This is a genomic window from Dactylosporangium siamense (genome assembly GCF_016862795.1).
GTDB classification, from domain to species: Bacteria; Actinomycetota; Actinomycetes; order Mycobacteriales; family Micromonosporaceae; genus Dactylosporangium; species Dactylosporangium siamense.
On sequence record NZ_BONQ01000162.1, the window covers coordinates 1 to 22,306 of the forward strand.

The 22,306-nt window shown below is 72.4% G+C and carries 20 protein-coding genes; 7 read left to right on the forward strand and 13 right to left on the reverse strand.

Annotated elements, in window-relative coordinates:
- Nucleotides 1–195 precede the first annotated feature (195 nt).
- Entirely contained in the window at nucleotides 196–804 is a 609-nt protein-coding gene (locus Dsi01nite_RS49075; protein WP_203853379.1) for a Glu/Leu/Phe/Val dehydrogenase dimerization domain-containing protein, read from the reverse strand.
- A gap of 71 nt (nucleotides 805–875) precedes the next feature.
- Here Dsi01nite_RS49075 and Dsi01nite_RS49080 point away from each other — a divergent pair, with 71 nt between their 5' ends.
- Nucleotides 876–1,343 carry an Lrp/AsnC family transcriptional regulator gene (locus Dsi01nite_RS49080; protein ID WP_203853380.1) on the forward strand — a complete coding sequence of 156 codons (468 nt, stop codon included), beginning with the start codon at nucleotides 876–878 and terminating at the stop codon, nucleotides 1,341–1,343.
- Here the strand turns inward: Dsi01nite_RS49080 and Dsi01nite_RS49085 are convergent, their stop codons facing one another.
- On the reverse strand, nucleotides 1,344–2,246 hold the full coding sequence (locus Dsi01nite_RS49085; protein WP_203853381.1) for an MBL fold metallo-hydrolase: 903 nt from the start codon (nucleotides 2,244–2,246) through the stop codon (nucleotides 1,344–1,346).
- 70 nt (nucleotides 2,247–2,316) lie between these two features.
- On the opposite strand from Dsi01nite_RS49085, the gene Dsi01nite_RS49090 reads away from it, so the two are divergent.
- A complete protein-coding gene (locus Dsi01nite_RS49090) occupies nucleotides 2,317–2,931 on the forward strand; it encodes a DUF1707 domain-containing protein (RefSeq protein ID WP_239136912.1) in 615 nt (204 codons plus the stop codon).
- Nucleotides 2,932–2,935: 4 nt separating this feature from the next.
- Here Dsi01nite_RS49090 and pepN read toward each other — a convergent pair whose 3' ends face one another.
- From pepN to Dsi01nite_RS49120, 6 genes are all read right to left on the reverse strand, one after another.
- Nucleotides 2,936–5,362, reverse strand: coding sequence for an aminopeptidase N (pepN, locus tag Dsi01nite_RS49095; protein ID WP_203853382.1), 2,427 nt, complete (start codon nucleotides 5,360–5,362; stop codon nucleotides 2,936–2,938).
- A 73-nt stretch (nucleotides 5,363–5,435) separates the two neighbouring features.
- Nucleotides 5,436–6,041, reverse strand: a complete 606-nt coding sequence (locus Dsi01nite_RS49100) for a response regulator transcription factor (protein WP_203853383.1) — start codon at nucleotides 6,039–6,041, stop codon at nucleotides 5,436–5,438.
- Complete coding sequence (locus tag Dsi01nite_RS49105; protein WP_239136923.1) at nucleotides 6,038–7,210, reverse strand: sensor histidine kinase; 1,173 nt, start codon at nucleotides 7,208–7,210, stop codon at nucleotides 6,038–6,040. Before Dsi01nite_RS49105 ends, Dsi01nite_RS49100 begins: the two co-directional genes overlap by 4 nt.
- A gap of 34 nt (nucleotides 7,211–7,244) precedes the next feature.
- Nucleotides 7,245–7,991 (reverse strand): ABC transporter permease, encoded by a 747-nt coding sequence (locus Dsi01nite_RS49110; protein WP_203853385.1) that lies wholly within the window; start codon nucleotides 7,989–7,991, stop codon nucleotides 7,245–7,247.
- Nucleotides 7,988–8,887, reverse strand: a complete 900-nt coding sequence (locus Dsi01nite_RS49115; RefSeq protein ID WP_203853386.1) for an ABC transporter ATP-binding protein — start codon at nucleotides 8,885–8,887, stop codon at nucleotides 7,988–7,990. The genes Dsi01nite_RS49110 and Dsi01nite_RS49115 overlap by 4 nt, the downstream gene beginning before the upstream one ends.
- Nucleotides 8,884–10,047: an alpha/beta hydrolase family protein gene (locus Dsi01nite_RS49120; RefSeq protein ID WP_203853387.1), complete on the reverse strand. Its 1,164-nt coding sequence runs from the start codon at nucleotides 10,045–10,047 to the stop codon at nucleotides 8,884–8,886. The genes Dsi01nite_RS49115 and Dsi01nite_RS49120 overlap by 4 nt, the downstream gene beginning before the upstream one ends.
- Nucleotides 10,048–10,235: 188 nt before the next feature.
- Here Dsi01nite_RS49120 and Dsi01nite_RS49125 point away from each other — a divergent pair, with 188 nt between their 5' ends.
- Complete coding sequence (locus tag Dsi01nite_RS49125; protein ID WP_203853388.1) at nucleotides 10,236–12,458, forward strand: putative bifunctional diguanylate cyclase/phosphodiesterase; 2,223 nt, start codon at nucleotides 10,236–10,238, stop codon at nucleotides 12,456–12,458.
- Here Dsi01nite_RS49125 and Dsi01nite_RS49130 read toward each other — a convergent pair whose 3' ends face one another.
- A complete protein-coding gene (locus tag Dsi01nite_RS49130) occupies nucleotides 12,459–13,748 on the reverse strand; it encodes a chitosanase (RefSeq protein ID WP_308442144.1) in 1,290 nt (429 codons plus the stop codon).
- A gap of 141 nt (nucleotides 13,749–13,889) precedes the next feature.
- Between Dsi01nite_RS49130 and Dsi01nite_RS49135 the strand changes: the two genes are divergently transcribed.
- Nucleotides 13,890–14,258, forward strand: coding sequence for a metalloregulator ArsR/SmtB family transcription factor (locus tag Dsi01nite_RS49135; protein ID WP_203853389.1), 369 nt, complete (start codon nucleotides 13,890–13,892; stop codon nucleotides 14,256–14,258).
- Nucleotides 14,255–14,746 carry an SRPBCC family protein gene (locus Dsi01nite_RS49140; RefSeq protein ID WP_203853390.1) on the forward strand — a complete coding sequence of 164 codons (492 nt, stop codon included), beginning with the start codon at nucleotides 14,255–14,257 and terminating at the stop codon, nucleotides 14,744–14,746. The genes Dsi01nite_RS49135 and Dsi01nite_RS49140 overlap by 4 nt, the downstream gene beginning before the upstream one ends.
- On the opposite strand, the gene Dsi01nite_RS49145 is transcribed toward Dsi01nite_RS49140, so the two are convergent.
- The gene (locus tag Dsi01nite_RS49145) at nucleotides 14,718–17,009 is read right to left on the reverse strand and encodes a sensor histidine kinase (RefSeq protein ID WP_203853391.1); all 2,292 of its coding nucleotides are present in this window, start codon (nucleotides 17,007–17,009) and stop codon (nucleotides 14,718–14,720) included. The genes Dsi01nite_RS49140 and Dsi01nite_RS49145 overlap by 29 nt on opposite strands.
- A gap of 98 nt (nucleotides 17,010–17,107) precedes the next feature.
- On the opposite strand from Dsi01nite_RS49145, the gene Dsi01nite_RS49150 reads away from it, so the two are divergent.
- Together Dsi01nite_RS49150 and Dsi01nite_RS49155 are read left to right on the forward strand one after the other, a co-directional pair.
- Nucleotides 17,108–17,482 carry a response regulator transcription factor gene (locus Dsi01nite_RS49150; protein ID WP_203853392.1) on the forward strand — a complete coding sequence of 125 codons (375 nt, stop codon included), beginning with the start codon at nucleotides 17,108–17,110 and terminating at the stop codon, nucleotides 17,480–17,482.
- 19 nt (nucleotides 17,483–17,501) lie between these two features.
- Nucleotides 17,502–18,278 carry a class I SAM-dependent methyltransferase gene (locus Dsi01nite_RS49155; protein WP_203853393.1) on the forward strand — a complete coding sequence of 259 codons (777 nt, stop codon included), beginning with the start codon at nucleotides 17,502–17,504 and terminating at the stop codon, nucleotides 18,276–18,278.
- A 121-nt stretch (nucleotides 18,279–18,399) separates the two neighbouring features.
- Here the strand turns inward: Dsi01nite_RS49155 and Dsi01nite_RS49160 are convergent, their stop codons facing one another.
- The 3 genes from Dsi01nite_RS49160 to Dsi01nite_RS49170 all read right to left on the reverse strand — a co-directional run bounded on the left by Dsi01nite_RS49160 (nucleotide 18,400) and on the right by Dsi01nite_RS49170 (nucleotide 22,242).
- Nucleotides 18,400–19,218, reverse strand: a complete 819-nt coding sequence (locus tag Dsi01nite_RS49160) for a hypothetical protein (RefSeq protein ID WP_203853394.1) — start codon at nucleotides 19,216–19,218, stop codon at nucleotides 18,400–18,402.
- 208 nt (nucleotides 19,219–19,426) lie between these two features.
- Complete coding sequence (locus Dsi01nite_RS49165; protein ID WP_203853395.1) at nucleotides 19,427–20,074, reverse strand: SIMPL domain-containing protein; 648 nt, start codon at nucleotides 20,072–20,074, stop codon at nucleotides 19,427–19,429.
- Between the two features lie 83 nt (nucleotides 20,075–20,157).
- The gene (locus tag Dsi01nite_RS49170) at nucleotides 20,158–22,242 is read right to left on the reverse strand and encodes a glycoside hydrolase family 2 protein (protein ID WP_203853396.1); all 2,085 of its coding nucleotides are present in this window, start codon (nucleotides 22,240–22,242) and stop codon (nucleotides 20,158–20,160) included.
- Between the last annotated feature and the right edge of the window lie 64 nt (nucleotides 22,243–22,306).

Here is a 22,306-nt window from a genome sequence, read left to right on the forward strand (position 1 = left end):
GCGCGACGGCAGGAGAACGCTGTTTCGCACCACCACCACCGCCACCACCCGCTTGACCCGACCTTCCCCGTGATCGAAGTCGCGCACCGGCTGCCCGGACGGCCAGCACGCGACTTCGATCACGGGAAAGGTCACAGCGGTTCAGGCAGCTCGCTCAGACAGCCCCCTCAGGCCAGCTCGCTCAGGCAAGCGCGCTTAGGCGGCGCTGGCGGATCGGAGGCGCTGGGCGGCGAGGGTGGCGCCGGCCGCGGCCAGGCGGCGGGCGACGTCGGCGCCGACCCGGCCGAGACCGACGACCGCGAACCGGCGACCGGCGAGGTCGGGCGAGCCGAACACCGCGGCGCACAGGGCGTGCAGCGCGGCCAGGACGCCGGCGGCGGTGTGGGTGGAGGAGTCGCCGCTGCCGCCGGCCGAGGTGGGGCGGCAGGCGACGTGCCGGGTGCGCTCGCCGATGACCAGCATGTCGTCGGGGCCGGTGCCGACGTCGGGGCCGGTGCCGTAGCGGCCGCCGAGGTCCTCGATCGCGTCGCCGACGTCGAGCAGCACGGCCCGCCGGTCGAACGCCCCGGCGGGCAGCGGCACGACGGTCTTGCCGCCGCCGTTGGGCAGGCCGGCGACGGCGCACTTGCCGGTCATGGCGGCGGACAGCCGCAGCGCGTCGGTCAGCCCGTCCGTCCAGTGTGGATAGACGGCGAGCCGGCACCCGCCGAGCGCCGGGCCGAGGGCGGTGGAGTGCAGCGCGATGATGACGGGCAGCCCGCTGCGGGCGCCCGCGCGGATGACGACCTGCTCATGTTCGAACATGGTGGCGGACGGTAGTACACCTGACGCCGAAGCAACGGTCCAACCGAACGACGTTCGAACGCTGCGGCAGAATGGCGACCGTGGACGAACTTGATTCGGCGATCGTGGAGTTGTTGCAGCACGATGCGCGGCAGACCAACCGGGACCTCGCGGCGGCGGTCGGGATCGCGCCGTCGACGTGCCTGGAGCGGGTGCGGGCGCTGCGGGAGCGCGGCGTCATCACCGGGTTTCACGCGGAGGTGAGCCTGCCGGCGCTCAACCGGCACGTGCAGGCGTTCCTCCACGTGCAGATCCGGCCGCTGAGCCGGCAGGTCATCGAGGGCTTCAAGGCACACGTGACCACGCTGCCCGAGGTCCTGTCGGTGTTCGTGGTCGCCGGCGGCGACGACTTCCTCGTGCACGTGGCGGTGCCCAGCGTCGATGCCCTGCACGCACTGCTGATGGACAAGTTCACGAAACGCCGGGAGATCGTCGGGTTCCGCAGCTCGATCATCTACCAGCATTCCCGCAACCAGATCGTGCAACCCCTCGATCAATGACTACTGATAGGACTCCGGCAAGCGACTGCAAGGGTGGGCCCACGCGACCACGTTGGGCAGGCCCTGCTTGTCGAAGAACGCGACGATCTCCGGGTCGGAGTGGCGCAGGCTGAAGTGGGTCAGCACGAATGTCGTCGCCGGGTTGGCCGCGACGATCGGGCGCAGCTCGCTCCACACGGTGTGCCCGATGCGGCGGGCCCGGTCCAGCTGGTCGTCGTCGAGAAACGTGCACTCCGTGACGACGACGGGATAGTCCAGCAGCCACGGCGAGCGGGTGAAGACGTCGGGGCGGGTGTCACCCAGAAACGCGAACAGCGGCGTGACCACCTCGTGGTCGATCTCGACCCCCTCGCGGCGCTTCGCGGCCAGGAGCCGGCCGTCCGCCTTCAACGCCTCGAACTCGGGTTTGATCGCCCGCTTCACCGACGAGAACGCGAAGCCGACGCACGGGACCTTGTGCTCGCAGTCCACGACCCGGACCCGGTGCGCGCCGCGCTTGCCGACGGCGAACTCGTCGCCGCCGCGGACCCCGTGCAACCGGGCCGCCGGCGCCAGCGAGGCGTCGTAGGGCGCGTTGTGGTTCAGGGAGCTCGTCGCCTGGATGTACCCCTGCGCGAACGGCACCGCGGCCGCCGGCAGGTAGATGTCGACGCCGGACTCCTTGACCGCGACATAGTCGAGGTCCTTGCTGTGGTCCATGTGCGTGTGGGTCAGGAACACCGTGTCGGGCTGCCAGCCCTCCACGAGCCCGCAGTCGATGCCGGCCCGCAGCTCGGGCAGGTGGAAGAACGTCTTGTCGTTGGACCGCGAGTAGCCGCTCATCGTGACCCCGGTGCCGGGAATCGCCCACGATTTCCACTGGCGGAAGGGATGCCCGCGTTCGAGCAGGTCAGCGTGCGGCATCACGGGTCCCTCCGGTTCGGCGTCCGATGTCGACGGTACCGGCGGCGGCAAACCGTTTAGGCTGTCGCCCATGAGCGACCTTCCCGAGCGGGTGGACCCCAGGAAGTTGCGTGCCTCCGACGCCGACCGCGAGCGGGTCGCGGAGGTCCTGCGCACCAGCGCCGCCGAAGGCCGGCTCGACCTCGACGAGCTCGACGAGCGCCTGCGCGCCGTCTACGCCGCCCGCACCTATGCGGAGCTGGAGCCGATCCTGGTGGACCTGCCGACGCCCTCGACCGCACCGGTCAGCCTCGACGGCGTCCCGCCGCGGCCCGGTGAGGCCGCCGAGCGGACCTGGTCGGTCGCGGTCATGAGCGGTTTCCACCGCCGGGGCGCCTGGGTCCCGCCGCGCCTGTTCTCCTGCCTGGCGTTCTGGGGTGGCGGCACGATCGACCTGCGCGACGCCCGGTTCCTCTACGGTGACCTGAAGATCCGGGCGTTCGCGGTGATGGGCGGCGTCGACGTGATCGTCCCGGACGACGCCGAGGTCGACGTCACCGGCATCGGCGTGATGGGCGGATTCGACCAGGGCGCCACCGCACCGGGCCGGCACGGCGCGCCCCGCATCGTCGTCACCGGCTTCGCGTTCTGGGGCGGCGTCACCGTCCGCCGCAAGGAGCGCAAGGACCGCAGGCACAAGGACTGACGGGTCACGACGTCCTGGCGCGCAGCATCCGGCGGACCACGTCGATGCGCTCGGTCATGTACTTGCCGACGACGGGCGCCGCGTCCACGGCCACCGTCTCCGCGCGCCCCAGGTAGGTCTCGTCGACGGCGTAGATGGGAAACAGCCGGTTCGCGAACACCATCGCCGGGGTCATCCCGCCGCGGTGCAGCTGCGGGGCAAGGTCCAGGTAGCGCTCCGCGTACGGGGCGAGCAGCGCGTCCTGCCCGGGCCGCCAGAACGTCGCCGTCACCCGCTTCACGTCACCGATCGGCACCGAACGATCCACCACCACGGTGTTCCACGCCGCCTCCTTCGCCGCCGGGTCGGGGGCCGCGGCCCGCACCGTGGTGGCCCGCACCCACGCCTCCGGGTCCGGGTCGCGGCCCAGCAACTCGTCGATCTCGGCGTCGACGGCGCCGCCGAGCTCCGACTTGCGCGCCAGCACCCGCCACCGCAGGTCGAGGTCGTCGCCGGCCTGCCCCTGCAGCCACTCGACCTCGTCCAGGTCGACGGCGGTGCGGGCGAGCGTGCGCAGCGCCACCTGGCGGCGTCCCGGGTCCGCCGCCAGCTCGCGGGCGGTCGCGGCGACCACGGCGATCAGCGCCGGGCGGTCCGCGTCCGGCGACCACAGCTCCGCGGCGTCGGCGGCGAGGGTGAGGTACGGCTCGATCACGGACCCCGACGTCTCCGCGCCGAGCACGCCGGTCAGGCACCGCACCGCCTCCGCCGCGGTCGCCTCACCGGTCAGCAGCATGTCCCACGCGGTCGCCACGGCAACGCCCCGGGCGATCGGGGTCGGCAACGCCGCCGCCGCCGCGAACAGCGTGTCGCGGTCCTCGGGGCGGGTCGTGGCGAACGTGAGGTCCTCGTCGTTGACCAGGTACAGCTCGGCATCCGGCAGGGCCACGGGGGTCGTCGGCCCGGTGACCTCGACCCGGGCCAGGTCGACCCGGCGCAGCAGGTCGCCGTCGTGGACGTACGCCCCGACGGAGAGGACCTGCGGGCGCGGCGGGCCGTCCGGACCCCGCGCGTCCAGGACCAGGTCGGGCCCGGCCCGGCGCAGCGTGAGCCGGTCGGTGCCGGCGGTCTCCAGCCACCCCGTCCGCCACCCGTCGAGGTCCCGGCCGCTGCGCTCGGCGAGCACGTCGATGAGGTCCTGCAGCGTCGTGCTGCCCCACGCGAATCGCTCGAAGTAGGTGGCCATGCCGGCGGCGAAGGCCGGCTCGCCGACGTAGTGCATCAGCTGGTGCAGCACCGACGCGCCCTTGGGATACGTGATCGCGTCGAAGATCGACATGGCCTGGGCCACGTCGCGGATCGGCTGGCGGATCGGGTGCGTGGCCGGGCCCTGGTCGGCGAGGTACGCGGCGAGCTTGCCGTCGGCGAGGTGCGCCGCCCACGCGTCGGTGAACTCCGTGACCCGCCCGGCGGCCCAGTTGGCCGCGAACTCGGCGAAGGCCTCGTTCAGCCACAGGTCGTCCCACCAGCGCATCGTGACGATGTTGCCGAACCACATGTGCGCCAGCTCGTGCAGCAGGATCTTCGCGCGGTGGCCCCGCTCCGCCTCGGTCGGCGCGGACCGGAACAGGATGGCGTCGTCCCAGGTGACACAGCCGTAGTTCTCCATCGCGCCGCCGTATTCGGGGACGAACGCCTGGTCGTAGCGGCGCTGCGGGAACGGCATCCGGAACACCTCGGCGAAGAACGCCAGCCCCTGACGGGTCAGGGTGAACAGCTCGTCGGCGTCGCGCTCCAGCACCTGGGCGAGGGACCGGCGGGCCAGCAGCCCCAGGTCGTAGCCGCCGGCCTCGCGGCGGATCTCGTGGAACGGCCCGGCGTTGACGACCGTGTTGTAGACCGACAGCGGCGGCGTCGCGGGAAACGTCCACCGCCTCGCGTCGCCGACCACGTCGACGACCGCGTCGCCGCTGTTGCTGACCACCGTCCAGTGCGCGGGGGCGAGGACCGTGAACGCGTGCGGGGCCTTCAGGTCCGGTTGGTCGAAGCACGCCCACACGTGGTGCGCCTCGTCGGGCTCGAACGAGGTCCACACGTAGACCTCGCCGTCGGCCGCGTCGACGGCCTTGTGCACGCCCTCACCCTCGCGGGTCTCCGCCTGCACGCTCACCACCCGCAGCTCGTTGACGGCCCGCAGGCCGGGCAGCGGGATCCGGCCGTCCCGCGCGGGCGGCAGGTCGGCGCCGTTGAGCACGGCGCTGACGACCTCGGCGGCGCAGTCGACGAAACTGTCCGCGCCGACCTCGCGGCACGTGAACCGCACCGTCGACACGCACCGCACCAGCGGCCCGGTCGGCAGGTCGGTGAAGTCGACCTCGACGTCGTAGCGCTCGACGGCCAGCAGCGCGGCCCGCTCCTCGGCTTCGACCTGCGTCAGGCTCCGGTTGCTCATCAGGCGATGGTAGACGTGGACAGGGCGGCGGAATGACCGTCGGCGCCGGTTGTGGTAGGCCGGACGGCGGCGATCAGATCCAGCCTCTGGTGCGGGCGATGCGGGCGGCCTCGTGGCGGTTGGCGGCGCCGGTCTTGCCGACGGCTGAGGAGAGGTAGTTGCGCACGGTGCCCGGTGACAGGGCGGCCCGGCGGGCGATCTCGTCGACGGGGGCGCCCTCGGCGGCGAGGGTGAGCACGTCGGCCTCGCGGACGGTGAGGGGACTGTCGCCGGCGCTGATGGCCTCGGCGGCGAGCTGCGGGTCCACGTAGCGGCCGCCGGCGTGGACGGTGCGCACGACCGTGGCGAGGACCTCGGCGGAGACGGTCTTGGCGAGGAAACCGCGGACGCCGCCGGTGAGGGCTCGCTTCAGGTGGCCGGGCAGGCCGTGGCTGGTGACGATCATCGTGCGGCAGGTCGGCAGCTCGGCGTGCAGGGTGGTGGCGACGGTGACGCCGTCGAGGTCGGGCAGTTGCAGGTCGAGGAGGGCGACGTCGGGGCGCAGGGCGCGGGCGAGGCGGAGGGCCTCGGCGCCGGTGGCGGCCTGACCGACCACCTCCAGGTCGTCCTCGAGGCCGAGCAGCGCGGCGATGGCACCCCGGATGAGGTGCTCGTCGTCCGCCAGCAGGATGCGGATCACGCGGCGACCGCCCCGACCGGCAGTGGCAGCTCGACGCACAGTTCGAAGCCGTCCGGTGCGGTCCGGACGGCGCTGACGGTGCCACCGAGGGTGGTGATGCGTTCGGTCAGCCCGATCAGGCCGCCGCCGAACACCACCTTCTGCCCACCGGTGACGCCGTTGTTCGTCATGGTCAGCGTGACGACGTCGGAGACGCAGCGCAGGGTGACGACGCAGGAGCGGGCCTCGCTGTGGCGCAGCAGGTTGGTGATGCCTTCGCGGACGGCCCAGCCGAGCGTGTTCTGCAGTGCGGCGGGCAGGTCACCGCCGTCGCCGATGACCCGGCACTGGATGCCGGCGGAGGCGAGCAGCGCCCGGGCGCCGGCGAGCTCGACGTCGAGGTCGGCGGCGCGGTACCCGCCGACGACGGCGCGCAGCTCGGTCAGGGAGTCCTGGGCGATGCGGCGCACCTCCAGCATCTCGGCGACCGCCTCCTCCCGGCCGCGGCGGGCCAGCTGCGCGGCGAGCTCGGCCTTCAACGCGACGACGGAGAGCGTGCGGCCCACGACGTCGTGCAGGTCCCGGGCGAAGCGCAGGCGTTCCTCGGCGACGGCGAGACCTGCCTGGACGTGCCGCGCCCGCTCCAGCTCGCGCACCACGCCGAGCATCCACAGCAGCACCCGGTACGCCCCGACGACGGACCCGAGCAGGAGCACGAGCGCGACCGCGGCCGGGCCGTTGGAGATGAGGCCGATGCCGGTGCCGCAGGCGAGCACGACGGCGAGGGTGATCCTGGGCCGGACCGCGGCGCACAGCGCGGCCACGTACGTGAGGGCGAGCATGATGAGGATGGCGGCGGCCGGCCCGTCGGGCTGCCCGGGGGTGGGGTGCGGGTAGGCCGCGACCGCGGCGGCGGCACCGGCGGCGCTCAGCCCGCCGCCGGTGAGGATCAGGGCCGTCGGGCGTGGCCGCAGCCCCAGGTAGGCGTCGATGCCCGCCCGGACCAGCAGCAGGCACACGGCGGTGAGCGCGACGAACCCGACCACCACGACGGTGAGCGCGAGGCGGGTCACCTCCAGCTGGACGAGGAACCCGACGAGCAGTGGCGACAGCGCGATCTGGCTGTAGAAGGAGCCACGGACATACCACTCGAACCGCGTCGCCTGCCCGCGCCGCCGCCACCAGCCCATCACCGCGCACATCCTCCAGACACCGGCGCCCGCCTCACCGGCGTGGCTCCCAGCGGAACCAGCGTCGCACGGCGAGCCAGCCGAGCACCGTCCACGCCAGGAGCAACCCCGCCGGGGCGGCCGCCTCGCCGAGGACGCCGAGCGCGTCCCGGCCGGGGCTGCCGAGCCAGCCGAGCCGCACCAGTTCGAGGGTCGGTCCCAGCGGGAGCAACCGTAGCGTCTGCGCGACCGCGGGCGGCAGGGCGTCCGCCGGCAGCGCGAAGTCGGCGCCGACGAAGCTGACGAGCAGGACGGGCAGCGTGGTGATCTGGGCCAGTTCCACGGTGCGGGTGAAGGCGGCGCTGGCCGCGGCGAGCAGCACGAACACGGCCGCGCCACCGAGGACGCCGGCGAGCAGGACGGCGGCGTTCGCGGGCACCGGCAGGCCGACGAACGCGGCGCCCGCGGCGACGAACAGCGTCATCTGCCCGAGGGCGACGGCGGTGACGGGGCCGGCGGTGCCGATGAGGATCTCGGGGTCGGTGAGGACACCGACGCGCAGCCGCTTGAGGACCAGGTCCTCGCGGCGGGCGACGTAGGTGCTGACGAGCGTGTAGTAGAGGACGCCGAGCAACACGAACCCGAGCAGGCCGGTGACCAGCCGGGCGGTGGCGTCCGGGTCGCCGGTGTCGCCGCCGGCGGCGAGGAGCCCGATGACCAGCAGGGGCAGCAGGAACGCGTTGAACATCGCCATCCGGTTGCGCACCAGCAGGTGCAGCTCGGCGGCTGCGAGGTGCCTCATGCGGCACCGCCGGCGATCGACAGGAACGCCTCGTCGAGGGTCGCGGACCTGGCGTCCAGGCCGTCGAGGGCGACGTCGTGCGCGGCGGCCCAGCCGAGCAGCGTGGTGAGCGCCGCCTGCAGGGTCGTGGTGTGCAGGGTGACCCGCCCGCCGGCCTCGCTGTACGCGCCGACGACGTCCGGCAGCCCGTCCAGGGTCAGGCCGGGCGGCAGGTCGAAGGCGATCCTGGCCGGGAACCCGGCGACCACCTCGGCGACGGAGCCGGCCGCGACGACCGTGCCCTCGTGCAGGATCGCGACGCGGTCCGCGAGCTCCTGCGCCTCCTGCAGGTAGTGGGTGCTGAGCAGGATGGTGACGCCGTCGCCGAGCAGCGCGCGCAGCAGCCGCCAGGTGTCGTGCCGGCTAGAAGGGTCCAGGCCGGTGGTCGGCTCGTCGAGGATGAGCAGTTCCGGCCGGCCGATGGCGGCGGCGGCGAGGTCGAGGCGGCGCCGTTCACCGCCGGACAGCTGCCGGATCCGCACACCCGCCCGGTGGGTCAGGTCGACGAGGTCGAGGGCCTCGGCGACCGGGCGGGCGGCGGGCAGCGGGCCGGCCCACATCCGCAGCGCCTCGGCCGGGGTCAGGTCCGGTGGGAAGCCGCCCTCCTGGAGCATGACGCCGGTGCGGGCCCGGACCTGTGCCCGGTCGCGGACCGGATCGCGGCCGAGGACCCGGACGGTGCCGGCGGTCGGCCGGTCCAGCCCTTCGACCAGTTCGAGGGTCGAGGTCTTCCCGGCGCCGTTCGTGCCGAGCAGCGCGAACAGCTCACCGCGCTCGACGTCGAACGAGACGCCGCGGACCGCCTCGAACGTCCCGTAGCGGCGGCGCAGGTCGTGCACCTGGATCGCCGCCGTCACGGGAGGAACCGCATCTCGGGGTACGCCGCCGACGGGCCCGACAGCAGCGTGCCGCGGCGTCCGCCGAGGTGCCGGTCGGCGAACGCGAGCAGGTAGGCGCGCTGCACCTGGACCGACCGGGGACCGTCGATCGTGCCGAATGCGTCGGCGAGATCCTCCGGCGGGATGCCGGCCTGCGGGAGCAGCACCTGGTAGTCGGTGAACGACAGGTGCCCGGAGCGGCGCAGCTGCAGCTCGAGGCGCGGCCCGCGCAGCACGGACCAGAACGCGGCCCAGGTGTCGTCGCCGGCGCGGTCGTGCCCCTCGGAGCCGACGAGCAGGAACGGCCGGTCGAGCCCGGCGGTGAGCACGCTGCCGGACATGGCGCCGTCCAGGTTCGCGCCCGCCGTGACGCGCCGGTCCTCGAGCATGGTCTGCGCCGCGGTGGCGCCGCCGAGGGAGTGCCCGATCATCCCGGTCCGGCGCAGGTCCATCGCGTGCCACACACCGCCCGGCAGGGCTCGTTGCGGGCGGCTCAGCCGGTTCAGGACGAACCGGGTGTCGGCGACCCGGGCGGCCAGGGCCTTGGCGATGAGCCGCTCCTCCTCCCCCGGTTCCCCGGTCGGCGGTGGCACCGCGCTCGTCGCGACCCGGCCGTCGGGGAACTCCACCAGGGGCGAGTCGTGCGTGTGGTCGATGGTGACGACGATGTACCCGTGGCTGGCGAGTTCCTCCACGACGGCGGTGCCCGCGGTGCGTTCCATGCCGAAGCCGGGCGAGTACAGCACGACGGGCCGGTGTCCGGGCAGCGCGGGCGCGCCGGTCCGGGCGTGCGTCAGGGGCAGTTCGTAGCCGGAGCCGGGCGGGTTGATCAGCGCGCCGAACGCCGGCGACACCCACGGCGCCAGTGGCAGCCGGCGCGCCTCGCGGGCCGGGTACCACACCTGCGCCATCAGCTCGCGGACGGACTCCGCGGGGACCCACGGGTCGGGCCGGGACCGGTCGACGAGGTGCAGGGACACGGTGCCGATGTGGTGCGGGCCGGTCGGCTCCGGCAGCACCAGCCGCCTGGTCGAGGCACCGCGTCGCGACGGAAGGCGCACGTCGGCGGCGAAGGCCGGGGTGGGAACGGTGGCGACGGCGGCCGACGCGGCCGCCAGCAGCACGAGTCTGCGTCTCATATGGACAGTCTTCGGGCTCCCGGACGGCACCCGTAGTGTCACGGCGCACCGGTTCGGGTGCGCGGTTCACGCCCGGCGGATGACAAATGTCAGACCGTGGTGCTCCGGCACTGCTCCCGTTCCGCACCCGGGGCACGGGCGGATCGGCTCAGGATGCTCCGGGCCGCGACGATCAACGGACCATGTCGGTGAACGCGCTGGAACAGCACGAGGGCGAGTACCGTGCCCGCCAGATCAGGCTGGGCACGTGGATCGCCGTCGGGGTGATCCTCATCGGCGCGGTCCGGGTCCAGCTGGACTGGCAGGGCGGCCCGCTGCTGGTCGCGCTGATCGGGTGCGCCGCCGTGGCGCAGGGCGGGCTGGCGCTGCTGCCGTGGCCCCGGCTGGTGTTCAAGCCGTGGCTGCCGCGGGCGCTCGTCGCGTGGTGGCTGGCGAACCTGGCGGTGCTGCTGGGGTTCACCGCCTACGACGTCGCCGCGCTCGCCATCTACCCGGCCGGGGTGACCCTGATCCTGGCCTCGACGGCGGCGCTCGCCTCCGAACGGGCCGTCATCGGCATCGGCGCGGTGTCCCTGGCCGGATACGTGTCCCTGGTCCTCACCCGCGACCGGCCGGTCACCGGTACCCTCGCCGCACTGACCCTGGCGCTGATGGCCGGGGTCATGTGGTTCTGCGCGCGGACCGCCAGCAACCGCCGGCGACTGGACACGGCCCGGCTCAGCGCCGAACGGCGGATCGAGGCGCTGCTGGAGAACTCCTCCGACGCGGTCATCGCGGTGCTGCCCGGCGGCGGCGTCACCTACGTGAGCCCGTCGGTGCGCTCGGTGCTCGGCTACGAGCAGGCGTTCGTCACCAGCGACCTGCTGATGGACATCACCCACCCGGACTTCCTGCCGACGGTGATGGAGTGGTGGTTGAGCGTCGCCAACGGCCCTCCCGGCTCCTCCGCCCGGGTCGAGTCCCGGGTCCGCCGCGCCGACGGCGCCTGGATCTACGCCGACGTGATCGGCACCAACCGGCTCGACGACCCGTCCCTGGAGGCCGCGGTCATCAGCATCAGGGACATCACCGAACGCAAGGAGCTCGAGGAGGAGCTGACCCGGCAGGCGTTCGCTGACTCGCTGACGGGCATGCCGAACCGGGCGCTGTTCCGGGACCGGCTGGAGCACGCGATCGCCCGGAACGGGCGCGGCGGCGGGCGGGTCACGCTGTTGCTGGTGGACCTGGACGACTTCAAGCTCGTCAACGACAGCCTCGGGCACAACGCCGGTGACCAGCTCATCGCGACGACGGCGCTGCGGCTGCACCAGCAGCTGCGGGCCGCGGACACCCTGGCCCGTCTCGGCGGCGACGAGTTCGCGATCCTGGTCGAGGACATCAATGAGCTCGAGGCGATGGACCTCGGCGACCGGCTCCTGGCCGCGATCCGCCGGCCGCTGCGGCTCGGCAACCGGGAGGTGGTCTGCTCGGCGAGCATCGGCGTGGCGACCGCGAAGGGCGGCGACGGCGAGGACGGGCCGGACCCGGGTGAGCTGCTGCGCAACGCGGACCTGGCGATGTACGCGGCGAAGGCGGCCGGCCGGGACCGGTACGCGCTGTTCGACCCGGCCATGTACGCCGACATCCTGCGGGAGGCCGACGACCGCGCCGAACTGGAGCAGGCCCTGGCCAACGACGAGTTCGCCGTGCACTACCAGCCGATCGTGGACCTGCCGACCAGCCGGCTGATCGGCGTCGAGGCCCTCGTGCGCTGGGAGCACCCGGTGCGCGGGCTCGTCGGACCCAACGCGTTCATCCCCCTGGCCGAGTCGACGGGGCTCATCGTGCCGCTGGGCCGGTGGGTGCTGCGGCAGGCCTGCGAGCAGCTGGCGCGGTGGTGCGAGGAGTTTCCCACCGCGGAGCGGATCCGCATGAACGTGAACCTGTCGGCGCGGCAGTTCCAGCACGAGGGCCTGGTCGAGGAGGTCGGGCAGATCCTCGCGGAGACCGGCATCAACCCGCACCAGGTGGTCCTGGAGATCACCGAGTCGCTGCTGATGCAGGACACCGACTCGACCATCGAGACCCTCGGGCGGCTCAAGCGACTGGGGGTCCGCCTCGCCATCGACGACTTCGGGACGGGGTACTCGTCGCTGTCGTACCTCAAGCGGTTCCCGGTCGACATCCTGAAGATCGACCGGTCGTTCGTGGACGGCATCGACACCGAGCACGGCGACGCGACCCTGGCCGAGGCGGTCGTGCAGCTGGGACGGGCCCTGCAGCTGCAGACGGTCGCCGAGGGCATCGAGACCCAGGAGCAGTGGTCGACGCTGCAGGACCTCGGCTGCGAGTTCGGGCAGGGTTACCTGTTCGCGCGGCCGGGCGCCGCCGAGGCGATCTCCACCATCCTCGGCGACGCCAAGCCCGAGTGACTACGCGGGGATGGTGAACGGGTCGCCGTAGACCTTCCAGCTCAAGGGCGGGTTGAGGTCGAAGTTGCGGTTGTTGAGGAAGACCCGCTGGGCGGTGTCGACGCGGCTGGTGTCGCTGTGCGCCTCCTCGGTCTTCATCGCCGCGACCCGGGCGTCGAGGAAGGCGTTGAGGTAGGTGAACTCGTCGCCGCCCTGTGCGGGGGTGCGGGCCTTGGCCATCGCGGCCCGGCGGATGCCGCCGAAGCTGACCGCGCTGTTGCCGGGGCCGTGCATGACGATCGCGTCGTAGTAGGCGAACTGGCCCAGGGCCCGCAGCCCGTCGGCCTTCGCCTGGTTCACGGACGGGTTGAAGTAGACCCGGTCGCGTTCGTCGTTCTGCGCGGTCTGGAACGCCGGGTCGGCCGCCGCGGTCTTCCAGTCCCTGGTGAAGTTCGGGTCGAGCCCGGCGTGGGAGTCGCTGCCGTCGACGCTGCGCAGGGCGGGCAGGTACTTGGCCAGGACGTTGCCCGGGACCCGCTGGGTGTACAGCTCGACGAGCTCGAGCATGTCGCCGGTGCCGGAGCAGAAACCGATGATGCCGGCGGTGTAGCCGCGACCGTCGCCGATGTCCTCGATGTACTTGTACTGCGCCTTCCAGTCCAGCGACGAGTTCTCCGCGCTGGACACCAGCTGCATGGCGATGTCCTTCTTGCGCGGGTCGAAGAGGTCCCTGCCCGCGCTGGGACTGGTGCTGGGGCTGCTGCTGGGACTCCGCGACGGCGACGGTGACGCCGAAGCGCTGGGGGACGGGGTGGTGCCGTCGGTGCCGTACACCTTGAACTCCCACAGCGAATAGCCGTAGGTCGTGCCACGGGCGGTGCCGAGGACGCGGACGTAACGGCCGGTGCCGTTGAGCCCGGTCAGGTCGTCGGTGGCACCGTTGCCGGTGGTGGTGCTGTAGACGTTGGTCCAGGCGCTGCCGTCCGGCGAGGTCTGGACCTGGTACGACTTGCCGTACGCCGCCTCCCAGCTGAGGTTGACGTGGGTGATCGTCTTCGTGGCGCCGAGGTCGACGCGGATCCACTGCGGGTCGACACCCTCCGCGCTGGCCCAGCGGGTGCCGGTGTTGCCGTCCACGGCGTTGCCGGGGCCGAGCGAGGACAGCTCGTTGGACGACGACGTGGCCGGCTTCCCCTGCGAAAGCAGGGTCTCCGCGGCCGCCTCGGCACCGTAGGTCGTGACGGCGACCGTCACCCCACCGACGAGCACGGCTGCGGCACCGATGCCGACCAGCCTGCCGGGAATCTTCACGGGGCGCCTCCAGGGGCAATTAGATAGGTAAGTTACCTGACAGATACTGCGATTCGAATCCTTCGATGTCAAGGCACCTAAGCAAGACTTCAGGCGGCTTTACGCTCGCTGACGTGTAACCTATGGGTTACACTTCTAGCCGTGGACGACGTGGCCGAGGCGATCGCGGATCCGGTGCGCCGGGCGATCCTGGAGCTGCTGCGCGACGGGCCGCGGTCCGCGGGCAACCTCGCCGCCGCGATCGGCGACCGGTTCCGGATCAGCCGGCCCGCGGTCAGCCGGCACCTGCGCGTGCTGCGCGAGTGCGGCCTGGTCCGCGACACCCTGCGCGGCCGGCACCGCCACTACGACCTGGACGCCACCCGCCTCGGCGAACTGACCGCCTGGCTGGCCCGGTTCGCGGCGCCGTCGATCTGGGAGCAGCGGATGGACGCCCTGGAGACCGAGGTGCACCGCACCCGCCGCGACCGCCTCCGTGAAACGCCAACCCGAGAGGAACGCACCGCATGACTCCGACCCCAACCGGCCGCTGGACGCCCACCCCCACCGGCGGTGACGTCGTGGTGACCCGCACCTTCCGCGCACCCATCGAGGACGTTTGGGCAAGCGTGACCGAGTCGGACCGCACCGCCCGCTGGTTCGGCCCGTGGAAGGGCGAGGGCCGGCCGGGCGGCACGATCCAGTACCAGATGATCCAGGAGGAGGGCGCACCCTGGTCCGAGGCCACGATCGAGGTGTGCGAGGCGCCGACCCGCCTGGCACTCAACAGCCCCGGCGCGCACCTGGAGCTGCTGCTGTCGACTGTGGACGGTGGCACCGAGCTGCGCCTGGTGCACCACCTGCCCAACGCGGACGCCGTCGGCGACTACGGCCCCGGTTGGGAGTTCTACCTCGACGCGCTCGTCGCCTCCCGCGACGGCACCCCGATGCCCGACTTCAACGACTACTACCCGTCGATGCGCGACTACTTCACCGCCCTGGCGCCCGCGCAAGGGTGACGGAGTCGCCGGGGCGCATGAGGCGCTCCCAGCCCACGTCGGCGGAGCCGCCGTGGGTGCGCAGCGCCGCGATCGGGTCGGGCTCGAGCGCGGCGCCCGCCGTCGGCAGCGTCACCCGGAACCGGGTGCCGCCGCCGGGGTTGTCCTCGACCGCGATCGACCCGCCGTGCCGCTCCACGATCCGCCGGCAGATCGCCAGGCCGAGTCCGGTGCCGCCGTAGTCGACCGGGCGGGCCCGGTAGAACGACTCGAACACGCGGCCCTTCTCGCTGTCGGGGATGCCGATGCCACGGTCGGCGACGACGAGGTGCACCCCGTCGGCGTCGGCGTGCGCGGTGACCTCGACGTGCGGGGTGCGGCCCGCCGGGGTGTACTTGATGGCGTTGCCGACCAGGTTGTCCACGACCAGGCGCAGCAGCCCCGGATCCGCCCTGATCTGCGGCAGGTCGCCGATGTGGACCGTCGGCGTCGGTGGGCGGCCGGCCGACGACGCCATGCTCAGGTGCACGGGCGGGGCCGGTGCCGTGCGCTCGGCGACCACGGACTCGACGATCGCGCGCAGGTCGACGTCGGTGAGGTTAAGCGGCGCGTCGCGGGCGGTGGTGTACGCCAGCAGGTCGTCGATGATCGACCGCATGCGGATCGCGCCGAGCCGGACCCGCTCGACCGCCGCCCGCGCGGTGCCGGCCCGCGTCATCCCGCCCGGTCGCTCGGGATCACCGGCCGGCAGCGCGGACACGGCGTCGGCGGCGACCGCGGCGAACCCGTGCACCGCGGTCAGCGGGCTCTTCAGGTCGTGCGCGACGACGGCGGCGAACTGGGCGAGCTCGGTCTCGTAGCGGCGCAGCGCCGTGATGTCGTGCAGCACCGCGACCGCGCCGCGGGGTGCGCCGGCGGAGCGGTCCAGCGGCCGGGCGCTGACGCTGACCAGGATGCCGTCGGGGTGGGTCGGGTTGCGGATGACCATCTCGACCCGGTCCACCGACACGCCCCGCAGCGCCTTCACCATCGGCAGCTCGACGGCCGGGAACGGGGTCACCCGGTCCGGCAGGTACGCGCCGTAGTGCGCCGGCCAGTCCTGCAGGTCGTCGGCGTCGTCGGCGGTGCCGAGCAGCTGCCGGGCGGCGGGGTTGTGCAGCAGGACCCGCCCGTCGGCGCCGACCACGGTGACGCCCTCGCCGAGGCTGGTGAGGATCGCCTGCTGCAGCGCGGCCTGCTCGCGCGCCTCGCGCTCGGCGGCGCGCAGCTCCCGGGTCGCCTCGTGGACCAGGATCATCGCCTTCGCGCGTCGGGTCGACAGCAGGTACACCAGCAGCGTCAGCAACACGGTCAGCAGCGCGCCGGCGACGGCCGTGACGAGGGGCCGGTCGGTGTAGGCCCCGGGCAGGTCGCGGGGGTCGGCGCTGACCTCCAGGTGCCAGCGCCGCTGCGCGATGTCGAGGTCCTGGTGGCGGTGCAGGGCGTCGCCGGGCGTGGCGAGCCGGTGCACGGTCGCGATCGGCAGCAGTCCCCCGCCGGTCTGCGTCGCCGACAGGGTCGCGGTGACCCGCCGGTGCAGCACCTCGCCCAGGGCGCCGCCGAAGAACCCCTCACCGCGCAGGCCGAGCACCACCCAGCCGCGCAGCACGCCGCCCGGCCCGAGGACCGGCGTGGCGAGGCTGAGCGTGCGGCGCTGCTCGTCCGCGGGTCGCGAGGCGTCGCGGGCCAGCAGGGCCGCGTTGGACACCGCGGACCCGCCGACGCGGCGCGCTTCGCGCAGCACGTCGGCCACGTCGAGGTTGGCGCCGAGGTCCGAGCCGCCCTCGAGCCCGGCAAGGCCGTCGAGCTGCCGGGCGTACACGCCGAAGTAGTGCTCCTCGGCACCGGGGATGGGTCGCAGCGTGAGGTCACCGGCGCCGGCCGCCCGCCACTCGGCCTGCACGGCGGGCACGGCGGCGGGGGCGGCCGGGACGACGAACACGAGCGCGGTGGCGCCCGCGAGGGCCTCCCCCGGCACCCGCGAGGTGGCCCGGTCGAACTCGTCGGGGCTCAGCACGTCGTGTGAACCGAGGGCGGCGGCGACGTTGTCGATGGTGTCGAGGTAGCGGCGGACCTCCGCGGCGACCGTGGCGGCGGCGAGGTCCGACTGGCGCTGGATCACCTGCTGCGCCGAGCGCCGTTCCTTGCCGGAGATGACGACCGTGACGCCGAGCGTCGCGAAGACCCCGAGGATGAGCACGGCCGCGGCGAGCGCCATCGACCCGTACCAGCGGTGTGTGGTCATCGCGGCGACCTCCAGACGGCGGGGAACGTCCGGAACCACCATAGTTGAGCCGTTTTGTTCGTATACTCAGATCGAGAGCTTCCAGGGAGTTGAAACCCATGTCGACGGTGCTGGTGGCCGAGGACGACCTCGCGATCCGCGAACTGCTCACGTTCCTGCTCGACACGTCCGGCCATCAGGTGATCGCCTGCGCCGACGGCGGCACCGCCCTGGACACCGCCCGCCGCGAGCACCCGGACCTGGCGATCCTGGACGTCAGCATGCCCGGCATCAACGGCATCGAGGTCTGCCGCGCCCTGCGCGAGACCGCCGACACCGAGCTGATGCCGGTGCTGATCCTCACCTCCCACGGCCAGTGGCTGGACGTCAGCACCGGCTTCGACGCCGGCGCCGACGACTACCTGGTCAAACCGTTCGAGCCGAGCGTCCTGATGGAGCGCATCGAGACCCTGCTGTCCGACACTCCCGACTGACCCGGGGACAATGGCCGGCGTGGGGAAATGGACCGGTCGCGCGGCGGCCTTCGCCGACAGTTACGCCCACCTGTGCGCGCACACCGCGCCCGCGCTGCTGGCGGCGGCGGGCCTCGCGCCCGGGGTGCGGCTGCTCGACGTCGGCACCGGCACCGGCACCGTCGCGGCGCTCGCGGTGGCGGGCGGCGGCCGGGTCACCGCGGTGGACGCGGAGCCGGGCATGGTCGACCTGGCCCGCGGCAACGTGCCCGGCGCCGAGGTCGTCGAGGGCCGGCTGCCGGACCTGCCGTTCCCCGACGGCGCGTTCGACGCGGTGGTCGCGAACTTCGTCGTCAACCACGTCACCGACCCGGCCCGCACCGTCGCGGAACTGCTGCGGCTGACCGCGCCCGGCGGACGGGTCGCGGTCACCGTCTGGCCGCACCCGTCGCCGCCGCTGCAGCACCTGTGGGCCGACGTCATGGCGGCGGTCGGGCTCACCCCGGCACCGTCGATCATCCCGCCGGAGCTGAACTTCGCCCGCACCGCCGACGGTGTCACCGCCCTGCTCGCCGGCGCCGGTGTCCGGGACGTCGGGTGCCGCACGATCGCCTGGACGCACCACACCGACCTCGAGTCCTGGTGGGTCGGGCCGAGCAACGGCATGGGCGCGCTCGGCGAGGCCCTCGCCGGCCAGGATCCGGCAACGGTCGCGGCCGCCCGGCGCGAGTACGAGCGCCTCGCCGCCGCCTATCTCACCGCCGGCGGGGTCCTGGCCCTGCCCACCGCGGCGCTGCTGGCACACGGACTCCGCTGAGCGGACGCCGGAACGGCTGACAGCGGCGCTGCTGGCACACGGGCTCCGCTGAGCGGACGCGGGAACGGCTGACAGCGCAACGGCGCCCGCATCGGGATGCGGGCGCCGCCGGGTGGGTGCATCAGCCGTTGAAGATGTCGTACACGTTCGCCGGTGCCTCGACCACTGCCTTGCCGGTGGGCTTGGCCGGGACCGTCGCGGTGCCGTACTCGGTCATGGTCAGCTTGAGCTGGTGCGCCTTCGTCTCGCCCGCGGCCGGAACGTCGATGAGCAGCTCGGTGAGCTGGCCCTGGGCGTCGAGCGTCGCGGTGAACGGCACGGTGGCCGCCTTGTCGCCCAGTGCCTTGACGACGTCCTCGTCGGTCATCGGGGAGTCGGCGCCCTTGGCGAGGTCGAGCGTGCCGCTGTACTTGTGGTCGCCGGCCGCCTGCACCGACTGGGCGCCCTGCAGCAGCGCCTTGAGGTCGAGCATGTCGGTCTCGTCGGTGGCGATGCCCAGGCTGCCGCCGTCCTTGACCTTGGTGCGGTCGATGTGCATCCACGTCTTGCCGTTCAGCTGCTGCATGCCCGGCAGCTTCGCCAGCTCGCCCATGTTCATCTTCACGTAGGCGTCCGGCTCGACCAGCAGCACCTCCATCGTGAACGCCGCCTCCGGGTCGGTGGAGGCGATCTTGATGTACGCCTGCTTCTTGGGGGCGTCGATCGCGGCCTGCCCGGAGCCGTCATGCGAGGTGAAGTTGGCCGCGTACACGCCCTTGTCGTACTGCGCCAGCGAGCCCAGCAGGACGTCCTTCGGCTCGGGTGCCTTGGAACTGGTCGCCGTGGCGGCGGCGGGCGTTCCGCTGCCGCTGTCGCCGGCCTTGTCGCCGCAGGCGCCGGTCCCGAAAACGACGGAAACCGCGACGATCAGCGCCGCGGTCCGCTTCCATGCAAAGGTCATTGAGTTCTTCCTCAGGAGGGGTACGAACGGCAGACAGTACCTCGCACCCCCCTCCCCTCGCCGCCCGGCCCCATCTTGATCATCCGTTGGTCAGCCGGCCCGACCCGATCAGCCGACATCACCAGGCATCAGATCCACATATATCGTGATCCGGTAGACCTTGTGCACCCAGAAGTGCACAAGGTCTACCGGATCACGAAAGCGGCGGTCAGTCGTGGCTGATGGCGAAGCCCAGTGTCACGGCCGCGTTGACGATGACGTGGCCGGGGGCGAGGTCCTGGTCGGCCGCAGCGTCCGAGGCGTAGGAGTGGCCGCTCTTGTACCGCTCCTGGCCGTGCCCGTCGACGTCGACGTCCTCGATGTGCAGCACCGCGCCGAGGCGGACGCCGGCGGCCTCGGCGTACAGTTCCGCCTTGGCGCGGGCGGCCGCGACGGCCTTGCGCCGGGCTTCCGCGCGCAGCTCCCGCTTGGTGGTGACGTCGAAGTCGACGCCATCGATCTCGTTGGCGCCGGCGGCGACGAGATCGACCAGCAGCCGCTGGACGCCGTCGAGGTCGGTCGACTCGACGGAGAACGCGGCCACGCAACGGTAACCGGCGAACCGGTGGGCGCCGTCGATGTATTCGGTGCTCGTCGCGAGGTTCAGCCGGGAGGCCTTGACCGCCGAGTCGGCGACGCCCTGGCTGCGCAGCGCGGTCCGCACGGCGCTGACCGCGGCGCTCGCGGCGTCGAACGCGGCCGAGGGCGTCTGCTCCCGGTTGACGATCTTGAACCGGACGCGAACCAGGTCGGGCAGCGCCTTCACGCTCGCCGCGCCGTATGCGGTGACACCCCACGGTCGTCCGATCATCTGCATGTACGCAATCCAATCCGTAGCGGGACACAGTCCGAGCGAAACGACGCCGCGGCAACCCCGGAAGGTTGCCGCGGCGTCGAACTTCAGCTCAATGTCCAGGTCACCGTGTCGGTGACCGGGGTGCCGTTGATGGTCGCGGTCACCTGGACCGTGTTGGCGCCCGCGCGCAGGGTCACGCCGGTCCACTTGAAGATGTGGTCGGTGCTGGTCCTGGAGCCGAGCGAGACACCGTTCAGGGTGGCGGTGACGCTCGCGGCGTTGGAGTACACCTTCAGCTCCGTCGCCGCCGTCGTGCGAGAAGCCCAGCGGCGGCTGGTGATGTACAGGGTCGGGGTCGCGGCCCAGTTCGCCTTGTAGAAGTAGAAGGCGTCCTTGCGGGTGACCCGGTCCCGGGTGACGAGCCCCTTGTCGTTGATGCCCGGCTGGCCGCCCTCGTTGCGGCCGTCGGAGGCGAAGTCAAACATGTTCCACACGTAGGTGCCCCAGATGTACTGGCGCGCGTCGAGCTGCTTCCACGACGCCTCGTGCAGCAGCGCCTGATACTCCTCCGGGTGGTTCTGGCCGCCGGGGCTCGGCGGGGACGGGTTGAGGGCGTGTTGAACGGTGCTGGCGCCGGCGCCGTACTCGGACAGGGCGATGCGCCGCGACGGGTTCGCCGCGTGCAGGCTGTCGAGATTGCCGCCCAGGTCGTTGTACGAGCCGCTGTACCAGCCGAAGTACTTGTTGTAGGCGCTGGCCTCGGCGTGGCTGTTGACGGCGCCGGTGTCGCTGACGCAGCAGCTGGCGTAGACCGAGACGCGGTCCGGGTCCTCGGTGTTCACCAGGCCCGCGAGGCTGTCCAGCAGCGTGTTCGTGGCGGTGTTGTCGACCCGCTGTTCGTTGCCGATGCCCCAGAACACGATGGACGGGTGGTTGTAGTTCTGCCGGATGAGCTCGATCAGCTGCTGGCGGGCGTTGGCGGTGAAGGCCGCGGAGTTGGTGGTGTCGTTGACCAGCGGGATCTCTGCCCACACGACCAGTCCGCGCTGGTCGGCGAGGGTGTAGTCCTTCTGGTCGTGCTGGTAGTGCGCCATGCGGATGGTGGTGGCGCCGATCTCCCGGATCAGGTCGAAGTCCTGGGTGTGCTGCGCGTCGTTGACGGCCCAGCCGACGTCGGCGCGGTCCTGGTGCAGGTTGACGCCGTGCAGGTCGTACGGGTGGCCGTTGAGGCTGAAGCCGGTGTTCGGGTCCACGCTGAAGGTGCGCAGGCCCAGCGGCTCGGTGACCACGTCGGTGACCACACCGGAGGACCGGATCTCGACGTTCGCGTTGTACAGGTAGGGATCTGCGAGCCCGTCCCACCGGTGGGGGTTGGTGATGGTGACCGTCTGCACCACGTCGACCCCGGCGTTCGCGCCGACGGTGCGGGCCGGCAGTGACTGGTCCGCGACGATGTTGCCCGCGGCGTCGGTGATGACGGTCCGGACCACCACCGAACGGCTGGACGTGTTGTTGTTGAACAGTTTCGTCGTCACGTCGACGGTCGCGGACGCGGCGGTGACCGACCGCTGCCGCAGGTAGACGCCGGGACCGGCGGAGTCCAGCATCCGCACCGCCAGGGGGTCGACGACCTGGAGGCTGACGTTGCGGTAGATGCCGCCGTCGAAGCTGTAGTCGGCGGACAGCGGGGCGATGTCGGCGTTGTTCGCGTTGTTCACCTTGACCGCGATGACGTTGTCCTGCCCGACCTTGAACGCCGACGTGGCGCCGAAGCGGAAGCGGGAGTAGCCGCCGGAGTGCTTGCCGAGGTAGGTGCCGTTGACCCACACGTCGGCGACCTGGTTGGCGCCGGCGAACTGCAGGAACAGCATCTTGCCGGCGAAGGACGCCGGGACGGTGTAGTGCCGGCGGTACCAGCCGACGCCGCGGTAGTAGTTGTTGCCGCCGTCCGCACCGTCGGCCGCGTTCCACGTGTGCGGGACCGACAGTTGCTGCCAGGCGCTGTCGTTGAAGGCGGTGGCTTCGGCGCCGGCGACGTCGCCCTTGTTGAAGCGCCAGCCGCTGTTGAGGTCGACCCGCTGCCGCGCTGCGGGCGGGGTGTACGTGGCCGCGGACGCGCTGGGCGCCGCGACCACGTTGGCCGCCACGACCATGACGGCCGCGGCGAGCCAGGTGAGAATCCTGCGCATGGTTCACTCCCGAACGGGACGTATGGCGGTACGCGCCGCCCCGGGGCGGGACAGCGGTGAGGTG

Excerpts from the sequence above, each read along its gene's own strand:
- Dsi01nite_RS49075 (WP_203853379.1), bottom strand. The coding sequence starts at position 804 with ATGTTCGAACATGAGCAGGTCGTCATCCGCGCGGGCGCCCGCAGCGGG.
- Dsi01nite_RS49080 (WP_203853380.1), top strand. The coding sequence starts at position 876 with ATGGCGACCGTGGACGAACTTGATTCGGCGATCGTGGAGTTGTTGCAG.
- Dsi01nite_RS49085 (WP_203853381.1), bottom strand. The coding sequence starts at position 2,246 with ATGCCGCACGCTGACCTGCTCGAACGCGGGCATCCCTTCCGCCAGTGG.
- Dsi01nite_RS49090 (WP_239136912.1), top strand. The coding sequence starts at position 2,317 with ATGAGCGACCTTCCCGAGCGGGTGGACCCCAGGAAGTTGCGTGCCTCC.
- pepN (WP_203853382.1), bottom strand. The coding sequence starts at position 5,362 with ATGAGCAACCGGAGCCTGACGCAGGTCGAAGCCGAGGAGCGGGCCGCG.
- Dsi01nite_RS49105 (WP_239136923.1), bottom strand. The coding sequence starts at position 7,210 with ATGGGCTGGTGGCGGCGGCGCGGGCAGGCGACGCGGTTCGAGTGGTAT.
- Dsi01nite_RS49110 (WP_203853385.1), bottom strand. The coding sequence starts at position 7,991 with ATGAGGCACCTCGCAGCCGCCGAGCTGCACCTGCTGGTGCGCAACCGG.
- Dsi01nite_RS49120 (WP_203853387.1), bottom strand. The coding sequence starts at position 10,047 with ATGAGACGCAGACTCGTGCTGCTGGCGGCCGCGTCGGCCGCCGTCGCC.
- Dsi01nite_RS49140 (WP_203853390.1), top strand. The coding sequence starts at position 14,255 with ATGACTCCGACCCCAACCGGCCGCTGGACGCCCACCCCCACCGGCGGT.
- Dsi01nite_RS49145 (WP_203853391.1), bottom strand. The coding sequence starts at position 17,009 with ATGACCACACACCGCTGGTACGGGTCGATGGCGCTCGCCGCGGCCGTG.
- Dsi01nite_RS49150 (WP_203853392.1), top strand. The coding sequence starts at position 17,108 with ATGTCGACGGTGCTGGTGGCCGAGGACGACCTCGCGATCCGCGAACTG.
- Dsi01nite_RS49160 (WP_203853394.1), bottom strand. The coding sequence starts at position 19,218 with ATGACCTTTGCATGGAAGCGGACCGCGGCGCTGATCGTCGCGGTTTCC.
- Dsi01nite_RS49165 (WP_203853395.1), bottom strand. The coding sequence starts at position 20,074 with ATGCAGATGATCGGACGACCGTGGGGTGTCACCGCATACGGCGCGGCG.
- Dsi01nite_RS49170 (WP_203853396.1), bottom strand. The coding sequence starts at position 22,242 with ATGCGCAGGATTCTCACCTGGCTCGCCGCGGCCGTCATGGTCGTGGCG.